This is a genomic window from Cochlodiniinecator piscidefendens (assembly GCF_011326755.1).
Lineage (GTDB): Bacteria > Pseudomonadota > Alphaproteobacteria > Rhodobacterales > Rhodobacteraceae > Cochlodiniinecator > Cochlodiniinecator piscidefendens.
Genome location: NZ_JAAOIE010000005.1, coordinates 169,577 through 193,410, shown reverse-complemented (window position 1 = coordinate 193,410; position 23,834 = coordinate 169,577). Strand labels below are relative to the sequence as shown.

Annotated in this window: 20 protein-coding genes and 1 riboswitch; of the genes, 8 read left to right on the top strand and 12 right to left on the bottom strand. The window is 53.2% G+C overall.

Annotation, left to right across the window (positions count from 1 at the left end; translation table 11 throughout):
* Positions 1–32 precede the first annotated feature (32 nt).
* From G9C99_RS14290 to G9C99_RS14260, 7 genes are all read right to left on the bottom strand, one after another.
* Entirely contained in the window at positions 33–386 is a 354-nt protein-coding gene (locus G9C99_RS14290) for a hypothetical protein (RefSeq protein WP_166418188.1), read from the bottom strand.
* An 81-nt stretch (positions 387–467) separates the two neighbouring features.
* Complete coding sequence (gene cobM, locus G9C99_RS14285) at positions 468–1,259, bottom strand: precorrin-4 C(11)-methyltransferase (RefSeq protein WP_166418187.1); 792 nt, start codon at positions 1,257–1,259, stop codon at positions 468–470.
* Between the two features lie 84 nt (positions 1,260–1,343).
* On the bottom strand, positions 1,344–3,155 hold the full coding sequence (gene cobJ / locus G9C99_RS14280) for a precorrin-3B C(17)-methyltransferase (protein ID WP_166418186.1): 1,812 nt from the start codon (positions 3,153–3,155) through the stop codon (positions 1,344–1,346).
* The gene (gene cobI, locus G9C99_RS14275; protein ID WP_166418185.1) at positions 3,146–3,847 is read right to left on the bottom strand and encodes a precorrin-2 C(20)-methyltransferase; all 702 of its coding nucleotides are present in this window, start codon (positions 3,845–3,847) and stop codon (positions 3,146–3,148) included. The genes cobJ and cobI overlap by 10 nt, the downstream gene beginning before the upstream one ends.
* A complete protein-coding gene (gene cbiE, locus G9C99_RS14270) occupies positions 3,844–5,043 on the bottom strand; it encodes a precorrin-6y C5,15-methyltransferase (decarboxylating) subunit CbiE (RefSeq protein ID WP_166418184.1) in 1,200 nt (399 codons plus the stop codon). The genes cobI and cbiE overlap by 4 nt, the downstream gene beginning before the upstream one ends.
* On the bottom strand, positions 5,040–5,678 hold the full coding sequence (locus G9C99_RS14265; RefSeq protein WP_205859864.1) for a precorrin-8X methylmutase: 639 nt from the start codon (positions 5,676–5,678) through the stop codon (positions 5,040–5,042). The genes cbiE and G9C99_RS14265 overlap by 4 nt, the downstream gene beginning before the upstream one ends.
* A gap of 71 nt (positions 5,679–5,749) precedes the next feature.
* Positions 5,750–6,853, bottom strand: a complete 1,104-nt coding sequence (locus G9C99_RS14260) for a sirohydrochlorin chelatase (protein ID WP_166418182.1) — start codon at positions 6,851–6,853, stop codon at positions 5,750–5,752.
* Positions 6,854–7,218: 365 nt separating this feature from the next.
* On the opposite strand from G9C99_RS14260, the gene G9C99_RS14255 reads away from it, so the two are divergent.
* Entirely contained in the window at positions 7,219–8,196 is a 978-nt protein-coding gene (locus G9C99_RS14255) for a glutathione S-transferase family protein (protein WP_166418249.1), read from the top strand.
* Between the two features lie 7 nt (positions 8,197–8,203).
* Here G9C99_RS14255 and G9C99_RS14250 read toward each other — a convergent pair whose 3' ends face one another.
* The gene (locus G9C99_RS14250) at positions 8,204–8,830 is read right to left on the bottom strand and encodes a LysE family translocator (RefSeq protein WP_166418181.1); all 627 of its coding nucleotides are present in this window, start codon (positions 8,828–8,830) and stop codon (positions 8,204–8,206) included.
* 109 nt (positions 8,831–8,939) lie between these two features.
* Here G9C99_RS14250 and G9C99_RS14245 point away from each other — a divergent pair, with 109 nt between their 5' ends.
* The 4 genes from G9C99_RS14245 to G9C99_RS14230 all read left to right on the top strand — a co-directional run bounded on the left by G9C99_RS14245 (position 8,940) and on the right by G9C99_RS14230 (position 12,407).
* A complete protein-coding gene (locus G9C99_RS14245) occupies positions 8,940–9,308 on the top strand; it encodes a DUF1636 family protein (RefSeq protein WP_166418180.1) in 369 nt (122 codons plus the stop codon).
* Between the two features lies 1 nt (position 9,309).
* Positions 9,310–10,245 carry a threonine-phosphate decarboxylase gene (locus G9C99_RS14240; RefSeq protein ID WP_166418179.1) on the top strand — a complete coding sequence of 312 codons (936 nt, stop codon included), beginning with the start codon at positions 9,310–9,312 and terminating at the stop codon, positions 10,243–10,245.
* On the top strand, positions 10,242–11,153 hold the full coding sequence (gene cbiB, locus G9C99_RS14235) for an adenosylcobinamide-phosphate synthase CbiB (RefSeq protein WP_166418178.1): 912 nt from the start codon (positions 10,242–10,244) through the stop codon (positions 11,151–11,153). Before G9C99_RS14240 ends, cbiB begins: the two co-directional genes overlap by 4 nt.
* Before the next feature lie 75 nt (positions 11,154–11,228).
* On the top strand, positions 11,229–12,407 hold the full coding sequence (locus G9C99_RS14230; RefSeq protein ID WP_166418177.1) for a lytic murein transglycosylase: 1,179 nt from the start codon (positions 11,229–11,231) through the stop codon (positions 12,405–12,407).
* Between the two features lie 70 nt (positions 12,408–12,477).
* Here the strand turns inward: G9C99_RS14230 and G9C99_RS14225 are convergent, their stop codons facing one another.
* A complete protein-coding gene (locus G9C99_RS14225) occupies positions 12,478–12,840 on the bottom strand; it encodes a hypothetical protein (RefSeq protein ID WP_166418176.1) in 363 nt (120 codons plus the stop codon).
* Between the two features lie 64 nt (positions 12,841–12,904).
* Positions 12,905–16,360, bottom strand: coding sequence for a chromosome segregation protein SMC (gene smc / locus G9C99_RS14220; RefSeq protein ID WP_166418175.1), 3,456 nt, complete (start codon positions 16,358–16,360; stop codon positions 12,905–12,907).
* A gap of 188 nt (positions 16,361–16,548) precedes the next feature.
* A riboswitch (cobalamin riboswitch) is annotated at positions 16,549–16,749 on the top strand.
* 65 nt (positions 16,750–16,814) lie between these two features.
* Here smc and cobW point away from each other — a divergent pair.
* Genes cobW through cobN form a run of 3 tightly spaced genes read left to right on the top strand, consistent with a single transcriptional unit; the run spans position 16,815 to position 22,053 of the window.
* Positions 16,815–17,906: a cobalamin biosynthesis protein CobW gene (cobW, locus tag G9C99_RS14215; protein WP_166418174.1), complete on the top strand. Its 1,092-nt coding sequence runs from the start codon at positions 16,815–16,817 to the stop codon at positions 17,904–17,906.
* Positions 17,903–18,355, top strand: coding sequence for a GNAT family N-acetyltransferase (locus tag G9C99_RS14210; protein WP_166418173.1), 453 nt, complete (start codon positions 17,903–17,905; stop codon positions 18,353–18,355). Before cobW ends, G9C99_RS14210 begins: the two co-directional genes overlap by 4 nt.
* The gene (gene cobN / locus G9C99_RS14205) at positions 18,355–22,053 is read left to right on the top strand and encodes a cobaltochelatase subunit CobN (RefSeq protein WP_166418172.1); all 3,699 of its coding nucleotides are present in this window, start codon (positions 18,355–18,357) and stop codon (positions 22,051–22,053) included. The genes G9C99_RS14210 and cobN overlap by 1 nt, the downstream gene beginning before the upstream one ends.
* Positions 22,054–22,068: 15 nt before the next feature.
* Here the strand turns inward: cobN and G9C99_RS14200 are convergent, their stop codons facing one another.
* Positions 22,069–22,377 carry a hypothetical protein gene (locus G9C99_RS14200; RefSeq protein ID WP_166418171.1) on the bottom strand — a complete coding sequence of 103 codons (309 nt, stop codon included), beginning with the start codon at positions 22,375–22,377 and terminating at the stop codon, positions 22,069–22,071.
* A gap of 65 nt (positions 22,378–22,442) precedes the next feature.
* Complete coding sequence (locus G9C99_RS14195) at positions 22,443–23,834, bottom strand: MATE family efflux transporter (RefSeq protein WP_166418170.1); 1,392 nt, start codon at positions 23,832–23,834, stop codon at positions 22,443–22,445.

The following is a 23,834-nucleotide window of genomic DNA, read 5'->3' as shown; positions in this document are numbered from 1 at the left end:
CTTTCGTATTTTTGATCTGAACCGCGCTGTGTTCAGGGTAAGACACTAATGAGCGCAACCGGCGCATGTTCTTCCCGCGCAAAATCCAACGCCGCTTTGTCAGCGACTGCAGTATTGCGTTTGAATTCATAAACCATTTCGCCGTTTTCCTCATCTGAGGCCACGATCAAACATTGCGACAAATGTCGCGCGCCATCGTAAATGTCCACTAACCCTCTGAGGTGTGGCGCATTTTTAGCATCTAGCGCAAGCCCGTCTTCCCAAATGCGCAGCACCGGAAAGATCTCATCATCGTTATGGATGCGCAGGCGAGTTTTCTTCTTCAGCGCCTTTTTACGCGCCGCATCCAATCCCGCCTGAACTTCTTTTGGTAAAAACGTGCTCATGATTCTTTCCCTAGTCTTCGTCTCTAGACTGACATGGAAAAGGTTAACGTCAAACCACCCTTTTGGATAAAACCAACTTTCTTAGGTATTGATGTCTTCAACCAAATTCACACCAGTCACCGGACGCAAAACATGTGGAATAGCAGGATCATACAAAGCAGAATCCTTAAAATCCTGCCCCTCCCGCAACGCAGGCCCCACCATGATCAACGCCGTCCGCGTAATCTTTTCCGCGCGCACCTTTTTGCGAATATCAGACAGCGTCCCACGGATCAAAATTTGATCGGGCCATCCCACGCGATACCCAACAACTACAGGGCAATCTGCGCCATAATGCGGGGTCAAAATGCGTTCGATTTCGCGCATGTTACGCACAGCCAAGTGAATTGCCAAAGTCGCGCCAGTACGACCAAAGTTCTCAAGCGTTTCACCCTCTGGCATTGATGTGGACTGCATCGACATACGGGTCAAAACGATAGATTGCGCAATTTCAGGAATCGTCAATTCTTGCTTCATCGCAGCCGCCATCGCCGCATAGGCTGGCACACCAGGAATAACTTCGTAGTCAATCCCATCCGCACGCAAACGGCGAATCTGCTCAGCAATCGCACCGTAAAGCGATGGATCACCAGAATGCACACGCGCCACGTTTTCACCGCGCTTATGCGCTGCCAAAATTTCAGCGTGGGTGTCATCCAAGGTCATCGGAGCTGTGTCCATCACTTTTGCACCCTCAGGCGCACAAGCCACCACTTCTTCCGGCACCAGTGACCCGGCGTATAGGCATACCGGACACTCCCCGATCACGCGCTCCGCTTTTTTGGTTAAAAGTTCAGGATCTCCCGGACCCGCACCAATAAAAAATACAGTCATCTCATCTCTCCTATACCTGCGCGTTGCAGGCTCACCGCGCCCCATGCTCCCATAAACAGCATGGGCGCAGCCCATTCCATTTGCTTAGGCCGTTTCTGCCAGATCACCATCAATACGACGCGCGTAACCACGTGGCGTGTACATCCGTGGCCCTTCGCCAAGCTGCGCGAGCTTTGAGTGGCTGGAACCGATAAGAACAACGGTCAACATATCCACTTCATCCACTTCCAATTCAGAAAGCTTGCGATACCGAACATGCTCTTCCGGGCGACCCAACGAACTCGCAAGCATCACAGGCGTATCAGCGGGGCGATGCTTTAACAGAATATCGCGCGCTTCTGCCAACAATGTCCGACGACGCATTGAAACGGGGTTATAAAAGGCGATCACGAAATCCCCTTCAGCCGCTGCATGCAACCGCTTCACGATGTCTTCGCGTGGGGTTAGCAGATCGGACAATGAAATAGCGCAGAAGTCATGCCCCAATGGCGCGCCTGCACGCGCAGCAGCACCTTGCAACGCAGAAACACCCGGTGTTGAAACAACATCAACACGGTGTGCCGCATCAGATACGCCACAGTCTTCTGGAGAGCGATCCAAAAGTTCAAACACCAGCGCGCCCATCGCGTAAATCCCAGCATCACCAGAACAAATCAGAGCAACGTTTTTGCCTTTGGCAGCTTGCTCAAGCGCAAAGCGACAACGATCTTCTTCGCCACCCAATGGGAAATCAGAACGTGTTTTGCCGTATGCAATCGGGCCCAACAGGTCGATGTATAGACCGTATCCAACCAGTTCTTCAGCTTCGGACACAAGGCGTGAAGCCTCAGGCGTACGCCAACTGTGTTGACCCGGTCCAATCCCGATGATGGACAAACGCCCACGGCTGCGGCCCGCATATTCCACAATCGGATCAGCAGCTCGTGCGAGCGCACATGTCGCATTTGCCGTTTTCTGTTTTGTAATCACCAATTCAGATGACCCGCCCGCAGCAGCTAAGGCCGACCCTTCGCTCACGCCGTGGCATCCAACTTCGGCAAAAACCACGTCAGATGGGTTGGCCAAACGTGCGGCTTCGGCTTCCAGCTCAGCCGCAGTAAACAAACGCAATGGTACACCCAAACGGCGCGCAACTTCGTTCATTGCAGGCTCGTCACCTTTCAGATCGATGGAATTCACAGATGCAATCGCACCTTTGGCAATCCCAGCTTCTGTCAATGACGCCTCAACAAGCGACCAGAGCTCTTCTGGATCAGCATTGCGCGCACACCCAACACCCAAGGCGAACCGTTGAGGGTGATAGACAAGCGTTGTATCGCTCCCTTCCACCGGGGCTTCGCTGACAGTCAAAGACACTGCGCCCGCTGCATCGGACTGAAGATCAAAGATCGTTTCGCCAGAAATACACGGCTTAGCGCCGCTCAGCAGCTCAGCCATCACAGACTTTGCGTCATCCGGATTGGCCAAACGGTAGCCAGCAGGCGGGGCATCTAAAGCAACACCCATCGCAACATCACCCGCAGTTGTCACAGCCGCTTTGGCCTCAATCGCTTCGGCAATATCTGCAGCCAAACGGTTCGCACCGCGGTGCCCACCCAACAAAGGAACAACAACAGAGCCATCATCAGATACAGCCACCACTGGGGGCTCAGAACGTTTGTCGGCCAACAATGGCGCAACAGCCCGGATCAAAATGCCAGAGGCACAAACACCCACAATAGGCGTGCCAGCCGCAAACAAAGTACGTGCATGCTCTAACGCATCAGGAAAGAACGCATCAGCGACGTCTACACGCCCTTCGCGGCCATGCACCACAGCGCCCAAGGTTTTTGCCACGCGATGCGCAACAGCTTCGCCTGAACGGGACAGGCAGAGTACGACAGGTTTCAAAGCCATGGATCGGCCCCCTTTGTCACAAGTATCATTGAAAAATATGGTGCTGGCGCAGGTGCACGATCCAGCGGAAGCCGCCGTTCGTTTTCCAGCGTTGCACGTTCGACATAGACAGCACGATCCAACAGCCCTAGCCGTTCAAGGATCGCACGAATTTTACCAAGGTGGCGCCCCACCTTCATGATCACGATGGAATCTGCCGAATTGATCCGGTGTTCCATATCTTCCCCATCCAACGGGCCGGGAATAACTGTCAACACCTCGTTGCGCGCCACAAGTGGCATCGCCGAAACTGCAGCACAGGCCGTTACCGATGTCACACCCGGCACAACTTCAGTTTCGAATTCCTCAGACAGACGCGCAAATAGATACATGAACGAGCCATAGAAAAATGGATCGCCCTCGCATAGGCAAACCACATCTTGGCCACCGCGAAGCGCCTCTGCAATTTCTGCTGCGCCCGTGTCATAGGCAGCTTGCGCCGGACCACGTTCAACTGTCATGGGAACATCCATAACAATTTCACGCGCGTCAGGTGCAATCAGGTCTGCTGCGATTGAACGCGCAAAACTATCGCCCCCCGCAAGCGCCGGATAGGCCACCACATCAGCTGCACCAATCAGCCGCGCTGCTTTTAGGGTCATCAATTCAGGGTCGCCCGGCCCAAGCCCAACGCCATAGAGTTTTCCGTTCATCTTTTTACCAAACTCAGCTGTGTGACGGGCATCAACGGACGCCAGCCTGTTAACGGCCCAATCGGTTCCGCGCGGTTCACCGCGAGTTTGACCAATTGACCGCCGTATTCTTTATGCAGTGCCATCAGCACCGCTTCACTTTCCAAGGTCACTGCATTCGCAACCAACCGACCAAGCGGGCGTAGTGCATCCCATGCCGTTGCAAAAGTTTCTTTGCTTAGACCGCCGCCGATAAACACTGCATCAGGTGTCGGCAAGCCGTCTAATGCCTCGGGGACTTTGCCATCGCGCAATTCCAATTTCGGTGCACCCAATGCCAGCGCGTTTTGGGCAGCTAGGTCTCTGCGATCCGCGCGGGCTTCTATCCCGATGGCGCGGGCTTCTGGTGCTGAGCGCATCCATTCGACCGCAATCGATCCGCACCCACATCCAATGTCCCACAAGAGCGCACCACGCATGGGCATCAGCTTCGCCAAGCTCACTGCTCGGACTTCTTGTTTGGTCATCGTTCCATCGCTCAGGAACATATCATCAGGCAAACCCGGAACACGTGGCAGCAAAGTAGCCTCCGGCGCAGCGATGCATTCAACGGCGAGGGTATTAAACTCAGGAACATCGTGGCTCCAACCCTCAGCAACCCCATCAAAGCGCGCTTCGTTTTTCCCGCCCATAGCGGCCAAAACTGTCAACTTCGATGCGCCAAACCCACGTTCTGTCAAAAAACTCGCAATTTGCCCTGGCGTTTCACTTCCAGTGGTCAAAATAAGCAACCGTTGATCAGGCTGAATATAGGCAATCATTTGTTCAACGGGACGGCCATGCACCGTCAACGTTTCAAGATCCGCCATAGACCACCCCATCCGCGCCGCCGCGAGTTGAAATGCCCCGACCTGCGGATGATATACGATCTCAGCCGGGTTCATTTCCCGGCCAATGCGCGCGCCAACAGAAAACCACAATGGATCTCCCGTCGCCAAAACAACCACACGCTTTCCACGATGGGTTTTCAAAGTTTCAATCAACGCGTTAAACGGCGACGGCCACGCAATTCTTTCTGCCTCAGCGGTCCCAGCCAAGGCATGATGGCGCTTTCCACCAACCACAACTTCTGCAGCTTCAACAACTGCACGAGTCGCTGAGGTCAGACCATCTAAGCCATCTTCGCCTAGACCAACGATATGCAGCCATGGCGTCATTGCTTGGCAATCTCCGGCAATCCAGCCGAAAGCGCGTTCACCGCAGCAGATGCGATCGCTGAGCCACCACGGCGGCCACGCAGCGCGACAAATTCACAGCCTCTTGGGCGTTCTGCAAGTTCCGCTTTGCTTTCCGCAGCGCCGACAAAACCGACCGGGAACCCCAAAATCACAGCAGGCTTGGGTGCCCCTGCATCAATCATCTCAAGCAAATGAAACAGTGCAGTTGGTGCATTTCCTACCGCAACTACTGCCCCCTCAAGATGCGGTTCCCACAGCTCCACCGCCGCGGCAGAACGCGTATTTCCAATATCTTTGGCGCGATCAGGCACCGTTGAATCGTTCAGCGTCACAATCACCTGATTATCCGCAGGCAAATAGCGCCGAATAATTCCCGCACCAACCATTTCGCAATCACACAGCACAGGCGCGCCGGCCTTTAACGCTTCATGACCTGCGGCATATGCATTTGCTGAGAACGCCAGCCGATCCGCAACTTCGACCATCCCACAAGCATGGATCAAACGGATAGCAAGGCTCTGCATCCCTTCGTCAAACCGATCCAAGTTTGCTTCGCGCCGCACGGTCGCAAAGCTCTCGCGGTAAATCGCCAGTGGTTTTTTTTCATATCGCATGACGGTCCCTCTCAGCATGTCCCAAAGATACAGCGAAAGCCCCGTTCGGGGGCTTTCTCATTGAGATCACGTTAGCCTTTCTTACGTGCGCTTTCCGGGCCATGCGGATGTTTCGCATGCGGGTATTCGGCGTGGTGGTGATCGTGGTCATGATGGTGGTGGTGGTCATGGCTATGCCCGTGGTCGTGCGAATGGTCATGATCGTGATGATGGTGATCCATATCCAAGCGACATTCGCCGGTGCAGAATGTGTCACACAATTTGCAATCCCCCACGTTGGAGCCCGGTGCATTCGCGCCTTGACCTTCTACGTGGTGGTGGTGGCTTTCTTGCACCGCACCAACTTCGGCCTCGAACCCCAAAACTTGTGTGCGGTATTTGCAGGTCCCACAGGTTGGTGGGACGATTTCACCGATTTGTTCCTGTACGCGTTCAGCAAAGGTTTCCAACACCAACGGATGATCGTTTAGATACCCGGCTTTGACAAATTCAATGTCCGGGTACTGCGCAGCGACCTGATCCGTAAAGCCGTAAATACGGTCAATCAAAATGCCCGCAAATAGGAAATATGGGAAGACGACAACGCGCTTATATCCAAGCTTCACGGTGTGCTGTAGGCAAGGTTCAACCAGAGGGAATGTGACACCGGAGTAGCCAACTTCGCACCAACCAAAGCCCATACCTTCTTGCAGCATGCGTGCAATTTTTGAAACGTTGCCATTCGCATCCGGGTCAGACGCACCGCGCCCAATCACAACAAGGCACGTATCTTCTAACGCAACTTCGCCATGCTCAGCATTAGCAGCATCGATAGCCTCTTGAACACGAGCACCAGCAGCAGCGATCATTTTAGGATCAACGCCCAATTCGCGACCGTAGGACACATCAATTCCATGCTTGGCCGCATAGGTATTTAGAACCGTCGGAATATCGTTTTTGGCATGCATCGCCGCAAACAGCATTCCCGGCACCGCAAGGATTTTGTCACAGCCCGCATTACGCAAGCGATCTAAGCCATCTCGGATTACAGGATTAGCAAATTCCAAATACCCATAATCGGTTTCCCAATCAGACGGCAAAAGCGGCGGTAGTTTTTCAGCCAATACAGCAAATTCGTCAACTGCATCTTGACTACGTGAACCGTGTCCACAGATCATCACACCGATTTTTGTCATGGGCTTATGCCTCCTGCTGGCAGGATGAAACCTGCGGGCCAATTCATCACACAGAACCTGCATACCAGAAGCGAAGAACAAACAAGTTTGCTCAGGTTGACGACGCTGTCGCTGGCCCCCTGCTTGGGTCGACCGCGAAACAACCACCACTCCGGCCCAAAGGCTCCGTCATTTATGGCGGTATAGGCGGCGAAACACACCAGCGCAACGGGATTCGCGGCGCGCTACGATAGGATAGCGACACGTTTGATAAACGACTGGGATCATCTCTTGTGCGCAAGCGCACCGTCGCTGCGCGTCAGTGGTACTTTTCTATATCTCATGATCTCGTAGGTTCGACCGAACCGATGATGCAGGGGAATTCGATGGGTCAGCTTGTAGATGGCAAATGGCATGACGTTTGGTACGACACCAAATCAACAGGCGGCGCGTTCAAACGAACCACCGCTGGTTTTCGCAATTGGATTACCTCCGACGGCACAGCCGGGCCCACGGGCCTCGGAGATTTCAAAGCCGAAAGTGGCCGCTACCACCTCTATGTTTCTCACGCCTGCCCATGGGCCCATCGCACACTTATCTTTCGCACTCTCAAGAGTTTAAGTGAACACATCAGCATTTCAGTCGTGCATCCCGACATGTTGGGCGACGGTTGGTCCTTTGCCGCAAATTACCCCGACGCAACAGGAGATACGCTTTATAACCTCCCTTTTGCGCGTGACATCTACACAAAAGCCGACCCAACCGTGTCCGGGCGTGTCACAGTGCCAATCTTATGGGACAAGCAACGCGAAACAATCGTCTCGAACGAAAGCTCTGAAATCATTCGCATGTTTAACAGCGCGTTTAATACAATAACGGGCAATAGGGATGATTACTGGCCTCGGCACATGCGCGACAACATCGAAGAGATAAACGCACGCATATATTCAACCCTCAACAACGGTGTTTACAAATCCGGGTTTGCCACCACCCAAGCTGCCTATGACGCCGCGATTCACCCGCTTTTCGACACACTTGATTGGTTGGAACAGCACCTATCGCAAAACCGGTACTTATTGGGAGATACAATAACAGAAGCAGATTGGCGTCTGTTCACGACACTCATCCGGTTTGATCCTGTTTATCACCTACACTTTAAGTGCAACAAAAAGCGTATCATCGATTACCCACACCTCTGGGCCTATACGCGCGAACTTTACCAATGGTCAGGTGTCGCAGATACCGTGAATATGGATCATATCGTGCGCCACTATCACTTCAGTCACGACAGCATAAATCCACATAGGATCATTCCCATCAATCCTGAGCTGGACTACTGGGCGCCGCACAATCGGGAAAACTAAGCTGTGATCATTCAATGCGGGTGGTAAGAATTTTTAAACCTGCCACTCCAAATGCCGCTGCGAACGCTGCTTCGAACCAACGCTTCAGACGGACATATCCGCGCATCATCGGAGGTGAAGAGAACAACAACGCATAACCATGGAAAACTACAGCGCTTTGCAATCCAACCGCAAAAATGACCAGCAACAAAGTCTGCGGACCAGCGCCAGCAGGTAACCCAATCGCGTAAAGCGAACCGAAGAACAATACTGCTTTCGGATTAGTGAGATGCAGTGCCAATCCTTTTAAATAGGCCTTTCTATGGGATTTCGTCTCGAACGCATTGGCCGCAACACCACCGCCTCTGATCGCAGATTTGGCCGATTTATAAGCCAAGAACAGAAGGTATGCGGCACCAAAATATCGGATCACCTCAAAGGCCCAGGCATTCGTCACCATTACCGCTGCCAACCCAAATGCAGCGGCAATAGACCAGATAAATGACCCTGACGTTACCCCGGCAGCAACCGCGAGCCCATAGCCACGCCCGGCCCCCATCGACGTTCCCGCAATCGCCATTGTCGCAGGTCCGGGGCTGGCCGACGCTATCAGACCAGCCAAGAGAATTAATGATAGGTTTAAGTCAGGATTCATAGGTGTACCTCTGAGATGTACTGTTTCACCTGAAATCAAAACACACAACCCACCCCTTGCACAGTTCAATGGAATCCGCTTCATAGGGCCCAGCGAACGGAGAACAAAGATGACCACTTGGATCACCATATGTGACACCTGCAAACAAGATGATTGGGATGCGGAAAAAGGCCTTCCAACAGATGGCGAAGTATTGGCAGAACTTATTGAGGCCAAAGCAGAAGGCGACGTGAAAACACGACGCGTGTCTTGCCTCATGGGGTGTACGCGCAGCTGTAACGTTGCAATCCAAGGAGCGGGAAAACTAAACTACACTCTAGGTCAATTTACCGCCGACGCAGCCTCTGCCGAGGGGATCGTAGAATATGCAAAAATGCATGCTGAAAGTGCAACCGGTCAGGTCCCCTTTCGCCAATGGCCGCAAGCTATCAAAGGTCATTTCGTAACGCGGCATCCGCCAATCCCTGCGGACGACTGATATGAAACGAGATCACGGTGGCGGCTTGGACGCGGCAATTGCTGAATTTGGTGGGACACGCAAGACCTGGCTGGACCTATCTACAGGGATAAATCCAGATGCTTATCCACTGCCCGATTTGCCACATGATGCATGGACCGCTCTGCCTGACCAAGCCGCGTTAGATCGCCTGATTGATGCAGCTCGGGCTCTATGGAACGTCCCAGCTGGCGCTGCCATATTGCCAACCCACGGGGCCTCTGCCCCGATTGCCCGTATTCCGTCACGCGCCAAATCGAGCCGTGTTCTCATCCCTCAACCCACATACAATGAACACGCTGCTGCATTTGAAGCCTGCGGAATCGAAGTGATCGCATCTGGTGAGGCCGATACCAAAGTCATGGTGAACCCTAACAACCCAGATGGACGCTATTGGGGCAAAGACGACCTAACGGCCGCCCTAAATATCGTCGACGAAAGCTTTGGTGACGTTGACCCAAATCGCACGCTTATCCAATACAGTGACCGTCCAGACACTTTGGTTCTGAAAAGTTTTGGGAAGTTCTGGGGCTTGGCGGGTTTGCGCCTTGGGTTTGTCGTTGGTCACCCAGATCACATCAACCCATTGCGCGATACATTGGGGCCTTGGTCTGTGTCTGGTCCTGCACTGGCTATCGGAGCAAAGGCATTTTCAGACCATGCATGGAACGCACAAACCCGCGCACATCTCCAGCAAGGCAGCGATCGCCTTGATACACTCATGACGACAAATGGTGCGCAACTGGTTGGCGGCACCACCCTTTTCCGACTGTATGAAGTTGACAATGCGACTGCCTGGCAACGTAAACTTGCTCAACACCACGTCTGGAGTCGGATTTTTCCGTATTCCGACACATATCTACGCCTCGGCTTACCCGCAGCAGATCGTTGGGGCCATCTAGAAAACGCACTATCATGACGGCGTTCATCCTTCCCATCGCTATGTTGCTGGACGCTGCACTGGGTGAACCCAAATGGCTTTGGGATCGGATACCGCACCCTGCTGTTCTCATGGGACGCATCATTGGAGGGGCGGATACGAAGTTCAACTCTGGCCTGCACCGGAAATTCAAAGGAATATTGGTCTGTGCTAGCCTTGTGTTATGTGCAGCATTCCTTGGAATACTGATTGAAAGCCTGCCATTTGGATCTGTTTTAAGTGTGCTGATCACCGCAATCCTAATCGCACAAAAAAGCCTAACCCAACATGTTCAAGCCGTTTCAACCGCCCTGCGTGGATCCATCGAAGACGCGCGATATGCCGTTTCAATGATCGTAGGGCGTGATACATCGAACATGGATGGGCCAGCCGTCGCACGGAGTGCAATAGAATCCGCCGCAGAGAATATGTCTGACGGCGTTGTCGCCCCAATATTTTGGTTTCTGATCGCGGGCCTGCCAGGATTGTTGGTTTATAAAATCGTCAACACCGCCGATTCTATGATCGGATATAAGAATGAACGCTATGGAGATTTTGGCTGGGCCTCTGCCCGGTTTGATGACGTTTTAAATTGGGCTCCTGCGCGCCTCACTGCAATTCTCATTGCCTTAACCAGCTTACGAACAGATGCTTTTGCCGTTATCACACGTGACGCAAAACTCCACCGATCCCCCAATGCGGGTTGGCCCGAGGCTGCAATTGCCGTTGTTCTAGGGATCTCGTTATCTGGTCCGCGCAGCTATGATGGCGAAATGCGTGATTTTCCCTTTGTGCATCCCGAAGGAACCCCAAATGCCAATGCCGATGACATCGACGCAAGCCTGAGTGTTCTTTGGCGCGTCTGGACGGCATTGTTGATTTTCGCACTCATTCTCACCGCGTTTTAGGCGTGTTCTGGCCGTCCAGAGTTGCCAAGTCACGATACCACACATAAGATTTGCCCAAATTATAAGAGAGGCCTCATGCGTTTATCCGTTTTCTTATCTGCCCTTTTTCTATCCACAGCCGCCCATGCTCAAGCCATTGTGCCTTGTGGTGGAAATTTTAACACCTTCATTAACAACATTCGATCTGAGGCTGTGTCCCAAGGTCATTCGCGCAACGCTGTTGATCGTTTTTTGGCCAATGCTAGCCAAGACAGCCGCACGTTACGCGCAGACAGATCCCAAGGCGTTTTTCGCCGCGATTTCATTGATTTTTCGCGCGCAGTCATTCGCCAAGACCGCTTGACCAATGGCCGCCGCAACGCTGACCGCTACGCATCTATTTTTAATCGGATCGAAAGTGAATACGGTGTTTCACGCGGCGTTTTGCTTGCATTTTGGGCGCTGGAAACCGACTTTGGCGCGGTTCAAGGGGACTTTAATACGTTAAACTCTCTGCTAACTTTAGGGCACGATTGTCGCCGTCCTGAGTTGTTTCAGCCACAAATTTTTGCAGCGCTCGAACTCTATGAACGCGGCGATTTTGACCCTGTACGCACACAGGGCGCATGGGCCGGTGAAATCGGCATGGTGCAGATGCTGCCCCGCGATATTCTCGAAAACGGTATTGATGGAGATGGCGACGGCGAAGTAAACCTGAAAACGTCAGCACCTGACGCCCTGCTGTCGGGCGCGCGTATGCTTGCAGATTTAGGTTGGCGCCGTGGGGAACCATGGCTTCAGGAAATCGATGTTCCACAAAATCTAGATTGGGCGCAAACCGGGCTAGACAACAGCATGAGCGTCAACCAGTGGGAACGCGCAGGTGTACAGGCGCGCAGCGGCAGCCTTGGCAATGGAAATTTGCAAGCCTCCGTTTTACTGCCTATGGGGCGTAATGGACCTGCCTTTTTGGCCTACCCAAACTTTCACGTTTATTTTGAATGGAACAAAAGCTTTGTCTATGTGACAACCGCCGCATATTTTGCCACGCGCCTTGAGGGTGCCCAGATTTTTGATGCAGGCAATCCTACCCCCGGCCTGTCCGGATCTCAAATGGAACAATTGCAACAAAAACTATCAAACCGCGGACATGATGTTGGCGGTATTGATGGCATTCTCGGGGCACGCACACGTGCTGCAGTTCAGGCCGAACAAACACGTCTGGGTTTGCCCGCTGACGCTTGGCCGACCCTTGAACTCCTCAATCGGCTGTAAATCAGAACCTTGGCTCCGCGCGGCAATCACAAAACCTGCGCGGACGCTAGTCCCCACAATTTAGCAACATTCAACTCGAATTTTCTGGGCGTATAGGGTAACGATCCCCCTCTTCGGTAATCACGATGAGCCTGTCGTTATTCATGACGTACAGATCACAGCGGGCAAATCCATTGCCATATGTCACGCACACTGTGCTGTCCTCTTCAACCGTGTACTGTCCCAAAGCAGTTCCACCAGCTCCGTAGGTGTATCCGTAGACACCATCCGCAGTGAAACGCGAAGATCCGCCGTCGTAAAACGTAATTTCATGCCCAACCAACAGCGTTTCAAGTTCATAACTGTTCAACAGCACATCCCCTTCTCTCACCGACCAATCTTGGGCGAATGAAGGGGAACACAACAAAAGAAACGTGATACATAATTTATTCATGTTTAGACCCTTTTACGCGTACTTTGACACACATAGATCAAAGAACACCTCACAATAGGGTGAGCTAGGCCACCATCGCAGCCGCACGTTTTAGATCTACGCTCACCAATTGACTGACGCCTTGTTCCGCCATGGTCACCCCAAACAGCCGATCCATGCGCGCCATTGTCACTGCGTGATGTGTGATGATTAAAAACCGCGTGTCTGTTTGCCGGGTCATCTCATCTAATAGATCGCAGAACCGTGTCACATTGGCATCATCCAGGGGCGCGTCCACCTCATCCAATACGCAAATTGGGGCTGGGTTTGCCAAAAACACTCCAAAGATCAACGCCAGCGCTGTCAGGGTTTGTTCCCCACCAGACAGTAGGCTAAGCGTCGATAACTTTTTACCCGGTGGCTGGCACATAATCTCTAATCCCGCCTCTAACGGGTCGTCACTTTCGACCAAGACAAGTTTGGCTTCGCCCCCGCCAAATAGATGTTTGAACAGCAAAGAAAAATTTTCATTCACTTGCTCGAATGCCGTTAGCAAACGTTCACGCCCCTCACGATTAAGCGATGAAATACCAGATTGAAGTGCCTTAATTGCCTCTTCCAAATCGGTTTTTTCGGCCAATAGGGTGGAATGTTCCTTCTCCACGCTTTTGCTATCTTCCTCGGCGCGCAAATTCACCGCCCCCAAAGCATCTCGCTGCCGCTTCAGCCGATTTACATCAGCTTCGATGGCATGCGCATTAGGCATATCATCGGGTACGACTCCTAGTCGCTCTAGCAAAGTTTCTGGGCTAGCACTCATTTCTTCGTTAATGCGCGCTGCGGCTTGCTCAACTGCGTCTTTATTGGCCATGGCCCGTGCGTCTGCGCCTGCACGCGCTTCTCTCGCTTCTGATGCTGCGCGCTCAGTTGCGCGTTCATTGTTAACGGTTTCCCGTAATGCAGTTTCGGCCTCTGCCAGCCGGTCAGACGCTAAAGTTCGACGGGTTTGAGCCGCAGCAATAGCCCCTCCAATTTCATTACGTTTCGCCGTAATTTCTTCCGGAGCGACCAAAGCAATCTCTAGCGCTGCTTCGCTCTCTGCTTTACGATCTTCCAGTTCTGCGATGCGCTTTTCTGCTGTTTGCAGTCGATGCCGCCAACCGCTCAATTCTTTGATGATTTCCTGCGTGCGTTTGGTGCGCGCTTCACCTGCACGGCGCAGCTCATCTAACGCAGAACGCTTGGTCAGCATCGTAACCCGCGCAGCTTCAACATTTAGTTTGACGCTTTCCACGTTACCGCGTGCCGCATCCAAATCGTCCAGCCCTTCTACCGCGCGCTTTGCGTCACGCATCGCGAGGGCAGCTTTTTGCGCTTCGTCCCCATAGCGACTTCTCGCAAGGCCCAAAGTTTCCAATTGCCCAACCGCGATACTTTTGTCAGCTTCGGCCTTTGACTGCGCCCTCGAAGCATCAGCCATTCGGCCATCCGCAACCCGCCGCGCATTGCGCGCATTCGCGTCAATTTCGCTGCATTCTACAAGCTTAGCTTTCAAAAGGTCATGCGCGCGCATTGCGCCATCCGCCCGCGCGGTGGCGTCTTCTAGGTCGCGCTTCAAACGTTCCAGTCGATTTAGTTGTTGCAAACGCAATGCCGCCGCGGAAGGCGCGTCTTCGGCAGCGGCACGAAATCCATCCCAACGCCATAGATCCCCTTCCAAACTGACCAAACGTTGCCCCGGCATAAGTTCTGCTTGCAATACAGGTCCGTCTTCGACTGCAACCAAACCTACCTGCGACATACGCCGCACCAAGACCGGCGGCACCGACACATGATTTGTTAGCGCTGGCACAGCGCGGGGCAGCAACTGGGGTTGAGTATATTTTGGCAATTCCGCCCAACCAGACGCCATATCACGTTCAACTTCTGGGGCACGCAAATCATCGGCTAATGCTGCACCAAGTGCTTTTTCAAAACCATCTTCAACTTGCAACGCATCCAAAATCTGGCCACCTTCGGCGGTATCTCGATCAACCAGTTTTGACAAAGCAGATGCCTCAGCCCGCAAGGCATTGAGTTCTCCTTCGGCTTCTGAACGTCCCGCTCTCGCGTCGCCTTCGCGAGATTGGGCTTCTGTTCGGGCGGTATCGGCTAGAACTAAATCATGTTCGGCATGGTCCGCGTCAGCAGTGGCCTGGGCTTGCGCCTGTTCGGCGCGCGCAAATTCTACATCTGCACGCTGTACAGCTTCGCCTGCCTTTGTCATTTCAGCATTGGCGCGTGCAACTTCTGCTTCATTGCGCTGCAACGTTGTCTTTGTATCACTCAGCAATCTTTGCCCTGATTGGTGACGAGCCGCCAAACGTGCAACATCTTCGGTCAATTGCGACAGTTCTGTTTCGCGGGTTTGCATAATCTGCGCGGCACTTACTGCCTCTTCCGTTGCTTCGTCCTGACGTGTATCAAACCCATCGGCTCCTTTTGCCAGCTGCGCTTGTTCCCACTCCAACCGCTCAATGGTTTGTTCGGCATCTTTGTTCAGATCGGCCTCGCGTGCCTGATCCTTCGTCAATTGCGCAATACGACCACGTAGCGTTTCGATCATCTGATGCGCAGCTGTTTCTTGATCAGCCAACGTGTCGCGCTGAACTTGAAGCCGTTGCAAAATAGCCGAAGCCACGGCCTCTTCTTCGCGTAGCGGAGGGAGTACATTTTCTGCCGTTTCTCTCACGGTGGCGGCTTGGCGGGCATCCGCTTCGGCCTGGGCGGTTCGTTTGGTGAATTCAGTTAACGCCAAATCCGAAGCAAGCCTTAAATCTTCGGCTTCCTTCCAACGGCGATATAGCAACATGCCTTCTGCCGTGCGCAATTCAGCCCCGATCACGCGATACCGCACCGCCTGGCGCGCTTGGCGGGCAAGTTGCGCAAGTTGGCTGGCCAATTGGTCCAAAACATCATCGACTCGGGCGAGATTTGCAATTGCGCCGTTAAGCTTTAATTCCGCTTCATGACGCCGTTGATAGAGCCCAGAAATGCCTGCCGCCTCTTCCAGTATCCGGCGACGGTTCTGCGGCTTTGCGTTAATGAGTTCAGAAATCTGTCCTTGGCGCACCAACGCAGGGGAATGCGCGCCCGTGGAAGCATCTGCAAATAGCATCTGTATGTCACGCGCCCGCACATCCTTAGAATTCGCCTTATAAGCCGACCCGGCATCTCGCGTAATGCGGCGCACGATTTCCAGCGTATCAAGTTCGTTAAATCCGGCTGGCGCGAGCCGCTCCCGGTTATCAACTTGCAATACAACTTCGGCAAAATTGCGTGCGGGGCGCGACGAGGTCCCCGCAAAGATCACGTCTTCCATTCCGCCGCCGCGCATTGCCTTAGGGCGGTTTTCCCCCATGACCCAACGCAGTGCCTCAAGCAGGTTCGATTTCCCGCACCCATTCGGCCCAACGACACCAGTCAACCCATCTGCGATTATCAGATCGGTCGGATCGACGAAGCTTTTAAAGCCATTGAGTCTGAGTTTGGAAAACCGCAAATGATACCCTCTTAGTGATTCCGTAAGCACCAGCATCAGTGCCGAAGGTCTGCTGAGTCAACGTTGAACCCCAGAATATGCTATGATTTTCACTATTATCCACCAAATATTGACGTTTTCCCACCATATGGCCGCCGCGCGCCTCTTCTAAGAGGTCGTAAATCCGCTTGACGCACGCGCCTCTTCTGCCCAAATGGCGCATGCACGGTTTTCGGAGTCGCCTCCGATAGGGAATTTGGTGCAGGTGACCCAATTCGGGGCCCAACTCCAAAGCCGCCCCCGCGACTGTAAGCAGTAAGCGCACGCCTATATCCACTGGTTTCGACTGGGAAGGTGGCACAGCGCGTCGAACTGCGAGCCAGGAGACCAGCCGCGCAACGAACAGGAAACGGACGGGGTGTTCCGTGAAGGCTGCGACCTTCCACGCGACCCTCTTTGACAGAGGACTATAGATATGGCTGGCAAAATTCCGGCAACAGTTGTGACAGGCTTTTTGGGTGCAGGGAAAACCACACTCATCCGTCACATGCTCGACAATGCTAACGGCAAACGCATTGCACTGATCATCAACGAATTTGGTGATCTTGGTGTTGATGGCGACATCCTAAAAGGTTGCGGCGATGAAACCTGCACCGAAGACGATATCATGGAGCTGTCAAACGGTTGCATCTGCTGCACCGTGGCCGAAGATTTTGTGCCGACGATGCAAAAGCTGCTAGAGCGCGAAAATGCGCCCGACCACATAGTGATTGAGACCTCTGGCCTTGCGTTGCCACAACCGCTGGTGCGCGCATTCAACTGGCCTGAAATTTCAACCAAAGTGACCGTTGATGGTGTTGTCACCGTTGTCGATGGCAAAGCGGTGTCTGACGGCCAATTCGCCCACAACCTTGCGGCTGTCGAAGCACAACGCAAGATGGACGAAAACCTAGACCATGAAACGCCACTCTCTGAGCTGTTCACCGATCAGGTCGCGTGTGCGGATATGATCGTGGTCAATAAATCAGATTTGCTGGGCGCTGAAGAAACCGACGCGCTGGTGACCAAACTGCGCGCAGAATCTCGCGATGGCGTGCAAGTTGTTAAATCGACCATGGGCGCGTTGCCTGTTGATGTGCTTTTGGGCCAAGGCATCGGCGCCGAAGCTGATCTTGAAAACCGCCATGAAGTGCATCACCACCACCATGATCACGACGACGATCATCACGATGATGATGACCATCATGATGACGACCACCATCATCACCACGATCACGACCATGATGAATTTGAAAGCTTTGTTGTGACCCGAGCTGCAGTCAGCGACCCCAAGGCTTTTGCTGATCAGGTCGTTCAGGTCATTCGTGACCACAACATTCTGCGCCTCAAGGGTTTTGCTGCGGTTGAAGGCAAACCAATGCGTCTAACCTTGCAGGCTGTTGGCCCGCGCATCGACACCTATTTCGATCGCCCATTCGCGGCCAATGAAACCCGCGAAGCGCGGTTGGTGGTAATTGGCGAATCCGGTTTGGACCGCGCAAAAATAGAGAAAGCATTGTCAGCATGAGTATTCAGGTAGTATTGGGTGACCCCCACCACGTAGAAGCCGTCGCGCTTTTACGTCAAAGCCACGCTTTGATGGAGGAGCTGTTTCCTGCAGAATCCAATCACTACCTGTCTATTGATGCCCTTTGCGAACCCAATATCCGGTTTTTCCACGCAAAAGTGGATGACCGGATACTGGGATGTGCTGCCCTCGCTATCAAAGATGGCTACGGCGAAATCAAGTCTATGTTTGTGTCACCTGATGCACGCGGTACCGGGCTCGCCCAACGGCTGATGGAGCAACTCGAAAGTTGTGCGCGCGACGAAAACCTACCGATGATGAAACTTGAAACGGGCTACCTTCTGGAAGCTGCGCACAAGCTTTATCACGCCCATGGCTTCACCGAATGTGCTGCGTTTGGTGATTACGAAGACGACCCCATCAATCTGTTTATGGAAAAGACCCTCTGATGCACCTTTTGGCGGCCACCCCCGGCGCAATCGACGACGGAACCGAACCTTTTGATCTGGGGCAAACACCCGCCGATGTGGTGTTTATTTCTGCCGCAGATACTGAACTTGCGGGTCTATCCCAAGCGCGTAGCGAAATGGACAACCCGCCCAGTCTACGCCTAGGCAACCTGACCCACCTCAACCATCCGATGTCTGTTGATCTGCATATCGACAACTGCGCCTCAAAATCACGCTTGGTCATTGCGCGTGTTCTGGGTGGTGCTGGGTATTGGAAATATGGGTTTGAGCAATACGCCGCGCGCCTCCATGAGGCTGGTGTTCAATTTGCAACCCTTCCCGGTGACGATAAACCGGACGCCGAATTGCGTCAGTATTCCACTGTATCAGAAGAAGACTATGACGCCCTTTGGGCCTATCTGGTCGAAGGTGGCCCAGAAAACTCAACCAATTTCTTACGCTACGCCAAAGCCATTGTTGAAGACACTGAACACCCGGAATCTGCACGCCCGTTATTGCGAGCAGGTGTTTATTGGCCGGGTGCAGGCGTTTCAGATTTAAGTACAGCACAGAACAATTGGCACGCCGAAGCACCTGTTGTACCGATCATTTTTTATCGAGCCTTGGTCCAAGGCGCTGGGTTGCACCCAATTAATCGCATGGTGCGGAGCCTGCTAAAAAAGGGACTAAACCCGCTTCCCATTTTCGTGGCCTCGCTGAAAGACCCAATTTCTGTCGCCTCTTTAGAGGAATTATTCACCAGTGCGCCACCATCGGTTATTTTGAACTGTACCAGTTTTGCTGTTGGATCACCGCATCAAGGAGAGCATTCCAAAGGGGCATCGAACCCCTTTGAAATGCCAGCCGCCCAAAAGGCGCCTGTGTTCCAAGTCGTTCTGGCAGCTTCTTCAGAGCGGGCGTGGGAAGAGGGTCTAAACGGGCTGTCCGCCCGCGACATCGCAATGAATGTCGCCCTACCGGAAGTGGATGGGCGCATTCTATCTCGCGCGATTAGCTTTAAAGGCGAGGCTTTTTTCGATGAGGCAACGGAGTGCCCGATTGCGACGTATCAGGCGCGCGGTGATCGCGTTGAATTCGTTGCACAGCTCGCCCAGAAATGGGCTGCATTGCGCCACAAAGAACCGAAAGACCGCAAAGTTGCACTCGTGCTGGCCAACTACCCAAATAAAGATGGCAGACTGGCAAACGGGGTTGGATTAGATACGCCTGCGGCGACAGTTCACACCTTAAACTTGCTGCGCGATGCCGGTTACAACGTGACGGACATTCCCAGCGACAGTGATGCCCTTATGGCGTCGGTGATGGCTGGACCGACCAATTGGCTCACGGATCGTGCGGAGCGGAGCGGCGGTGTTTCTTTATCGCTTGAGGCTTACCAAGCGTATTATAGTGAAATGCCGTGGAATGTACGGCAACGGATCGAGGATCGGTGGGGTAAACCTGCAGATGATCCGTTTTTTGACGGCGGTGCTTTCAAGCTATCCATCCTGACCTATGGCAATGCGGTGGTAGGTATTCAGCCCGCACGTGGCTACAACATTGATCCAACCGAAACCTATCATTCGCCTGATCTGGTTCCGCCACATAATTACATCGCCTTTTATTTCTGGCTGCGCCACGCCCATGGAGCGGACGCGATTGTTCATATGGGGAAACATGGTAACCTAGAATGGTTGCCCGGAAAGGCGCTATCGCTTTCGGCGGAGTGCATTCCCGAAGCGATCTTGGGTCCGGTGCCCCATGTTTATCCCTTTATCGTTAACGACCCCGGCGAAGGCACCCAAGCAAAACGCCGCGCCCAAGCGGTTATCATTGATCACCTAACACCACCATTGACCCGCGCGGAAACTTACGGACCCCTGCGCGATCTGGAGGCGCTTGTGGACGAATACTATGAAGCCGCTGGTATAGACGCCCGACGTATCGAATACCTGCGCCGTGAAATTCTGTCTTTGACTTCGGCCACCGGCATTGGCGCAGATGTAGGCATGGACGGTGCTGACGAAGATCAAGATCTCGCTAAGTTAGACGCCTACTTATGTGAGTTAAAAGAGGCTCAAATACGCGACGGCCTGCATATCTTTGGGCAATCTCCCGAAGGACGGCTGGAACGTGATCTGGTGCAAGCGCTGATCCGTATCCCGCGTGGAGACGGTAAAGGGCAGGATGCATCAATGGTCCGTGCACTGGCATCAGATTTTGGGTTCGACTTTGACCCTTTGGATTGCGAAATGTCCGCCCCATGGCTTGGAGAAAAGCCTGAAACTTTGCAAAACTTAACCACTGACGGGTGGCGCAGCAACGGCGACACTGTTGAACGGTTAGAGCTACTGACCCTTGCAATGCTGGATGGTGAAATTGCCGCTCCGGGGCCATTATCGCAACAAGTGTTGGACTTCGCGCTTAACAACGTGCGCAACACTGTACAGGCCTGCGGACCAGAGGAAGGGGCGGGGCTTCTCACCGCTCTTTCAGGGCAGTTCGTCGCCCCGGCACCATCCGGTGCCCCGACCCGCGGACGATTGGATGTTTTGCCAACCGGACGAAATTTCTTTTCTGTCGACAGCCGAGCAGTTCCCACCCCAACCGCCTGGGCGTTAGGATGGAAATCAGCAAATCTATTGATTGAAAAACACCTCCAGACCCATGGGGATTGGCCGCGCGCTATGTTGCTGACGGCTTGGGGCACGGCAAACATGCGGACTGGCGGCGATGACATCGCACAGGCTTTGGCCTTAATGGGGGTAAAACCCAAATGGGACAGTGCAAACCGCCGTGTCACCGGGTTTGAAGTTCTTCCTCAAAGTGTACTTGGGCGCCCACGTGTGGACGTAACTTTGCGCGTATCTGGGTTTTTCCGCGACGCATTTCCGCAACTTATTTCGCTTGTCGATTCCGCGGCCCGCGCTGTAATGGCGCTTGAGGAATCCGATGATTTAAACCCTGCAGCAGCCCGTGCTCGAAGCGAAGGGGACGCCGGAAAATTCCGTGTCTTTGGATCAAAACCCGGTGCGTATGGCGCGGGGCTTCAGGCCATGATTGATGAACGCCTGTGGAACGACAAAGCCGATTTGGCCGAGGCCTACCTTGAATGGGGCAGTTACGCCTATGGGCAAGGGGCTGAAGGCACCAAAGACCGCGCTGGTTTTGCCCAACGTTTGTCAGAAACCGAAGCCATCGTGCAAAACCAAGACAACCGCGAACATGATGTCCTAGACAGCGATGATTATTATCAATTCGAGGGTGGTGCAGCAGCAGCGGTTGAAACCCTTCAGGGGCAAACGCGCCCGATCTATCACAACGATCATTCACGCCCAGAACGCCCTGTCATTCGGACCTTGGACGAAGAGATCAGTCGCGTTGTCAGATCTCGTGTTGTGAACCCGAAATGGATCGATGGAGTGAAGCGCCACGGCTATAAAGGCGCATTTGAAATGGCTGCGACGCTGGATTACATGTTTGCCTTTGCCGCCACGACAAGCGCGGTGAAAAGCCACCACTTTGATCTCGTTTATACAGCATTCATCGAAGAGGATGACACTCGGGACTTCATCGAAAACCATAATCCGGCAGCGCTACGCGAAATGGCGGAACGGTTTCAGGAAGCGATGGATCGCGACTTGTGGCAACCGAAATCTAATTCCGCACGGGCGATGTTAGCCGGATTACTGAACTAAAATTCTGCGCGACGGTTACAACGCTGCGCAGTCTAATTTTCCAAGGATCACTGCGACATCCCCCGTTAAGGATGCGGGATCAACAGAGCACTCTGTGACTTGTTCCATCGCGATACGTGCCTTTGGAAAAACTTCGGGGATCGATAAACCGAATTCAAAACCAGAGCGCACTGCTTGCACCTGCAATTCATCGCGGTAAACAACGAATGTCATGCCTTCGACAGTTACGCTCTGCCCCGCACCTTCGGCGCTGAACCGCATCGTTGAACTATCGCAACCTGAAAGCCCCCCGATCAAAACCAATCCTAACACCAATCGTAACATAATCGATCCTCCTGCGTTCAGCTTCAGGAACAAAAGTTAACAACTCCCTAATAGTTAGCGAAATATTAACGTCGGTTGTGAAACAGCGCCAACAAACGACCTTGGCGTTGAAATGGTTCCCTCTTCACTCCCGATGCACTGGAATTCATAACTCTACGTGCCAAGAACATGGCTCCTAATCCAAACACCACTCCGCCAACCGCTTGGCCAATCAGAACGCCGGCCGCTCCAAACCAAGACGCCCCTAACAAAACAAACGGAACGGTGCCTAAAATATTGCGACCCCAGTTCGTCCAAGTGGAATAAAACGGATGGCCCAGGTTATTAAATGCTGCGTTTGAAACAAACAGCATCCCGTTGAAATAGAACGCCAATGCCAAAGGCCCACAGAACAAATATACCAATTCAAGCGCAATTCCGTCCGCATTAAACAAAGCAGCGATAGGCGCTCGTAACACGAACAAAAGGGCTGTCACGCCTAAGACAAATACGGCTGCAAACAACAGCGCATCTCGAAATGCAATCTTGACTCGCTCCGTGTTTCCCGCACCAAAATTCTGCCCGATGATTGGTCCAACTGCCCCAGACAGCGCGAACAAGACACCAAAAGCAACGGGTGTTAATCTTCCGACGATTGCCATGCCTGCCACGGCATCCGCACCAAATTGCGCCATGGTCCGCGTTACAAAGGCCTGCCCAATTGGAGTCGCCAGCTGGGTTAAAATTGCAGGAAAGGCGATCCCGAGTATCGCAGGAAAATCGACTCTAAACTCTTCGCGTGTCGGGCGATCTAACCCACCGTGAAATTTGAAAATTGGCCACAAAGACATAAATGCGATTGCCACGCGTGCTGCGACACTGGCCAGCGCCGCACCTGTTAGATCAAGACCAAGGCCAAAGATCAGAATAGGATCAAGCACTGCATTGACAACACCCCCGGTCACAGTTGCCATCATTGAACGCCGCGCATCACCATGCGCGCGTAATATCGCCCCTCCAACCATACCGACAATCAACAATGGTAGGCTGGGAATAATAATCCTCAAATAACTAGTAGCAAGTGTCAGCGTTTCGCCCTCGGCGCCCATCAGCGCAGCAAAGGCAGGGACTTGCCACCAAACCAAAGCGGCAAAAACACCACCGAACAACACCCCATACAATAAAGAAGTCGCGGCCCGGCGGCGCGCCATATGTCCATCGCCCTCGCCCAGCGCACGCGCCACCAATGATCCGGCTGCGATCGCCATGCCAATGCCAAACGAACTGGTGAAAAACAAAATGGCGCCAGCATATCCAACCGCAGCAGCCAGTTCTGCCTTTCCCAACATGGAAATAAAAATCATGTCGACAAAATCGACCAGAAACACTGCCATCAACCCGATAGAAGCGGTTAGAGACATCACGCTCACATGCTTAAATAAATTGCCTTCTAGGAATTTTGCTTGTTCGTTCGCCAT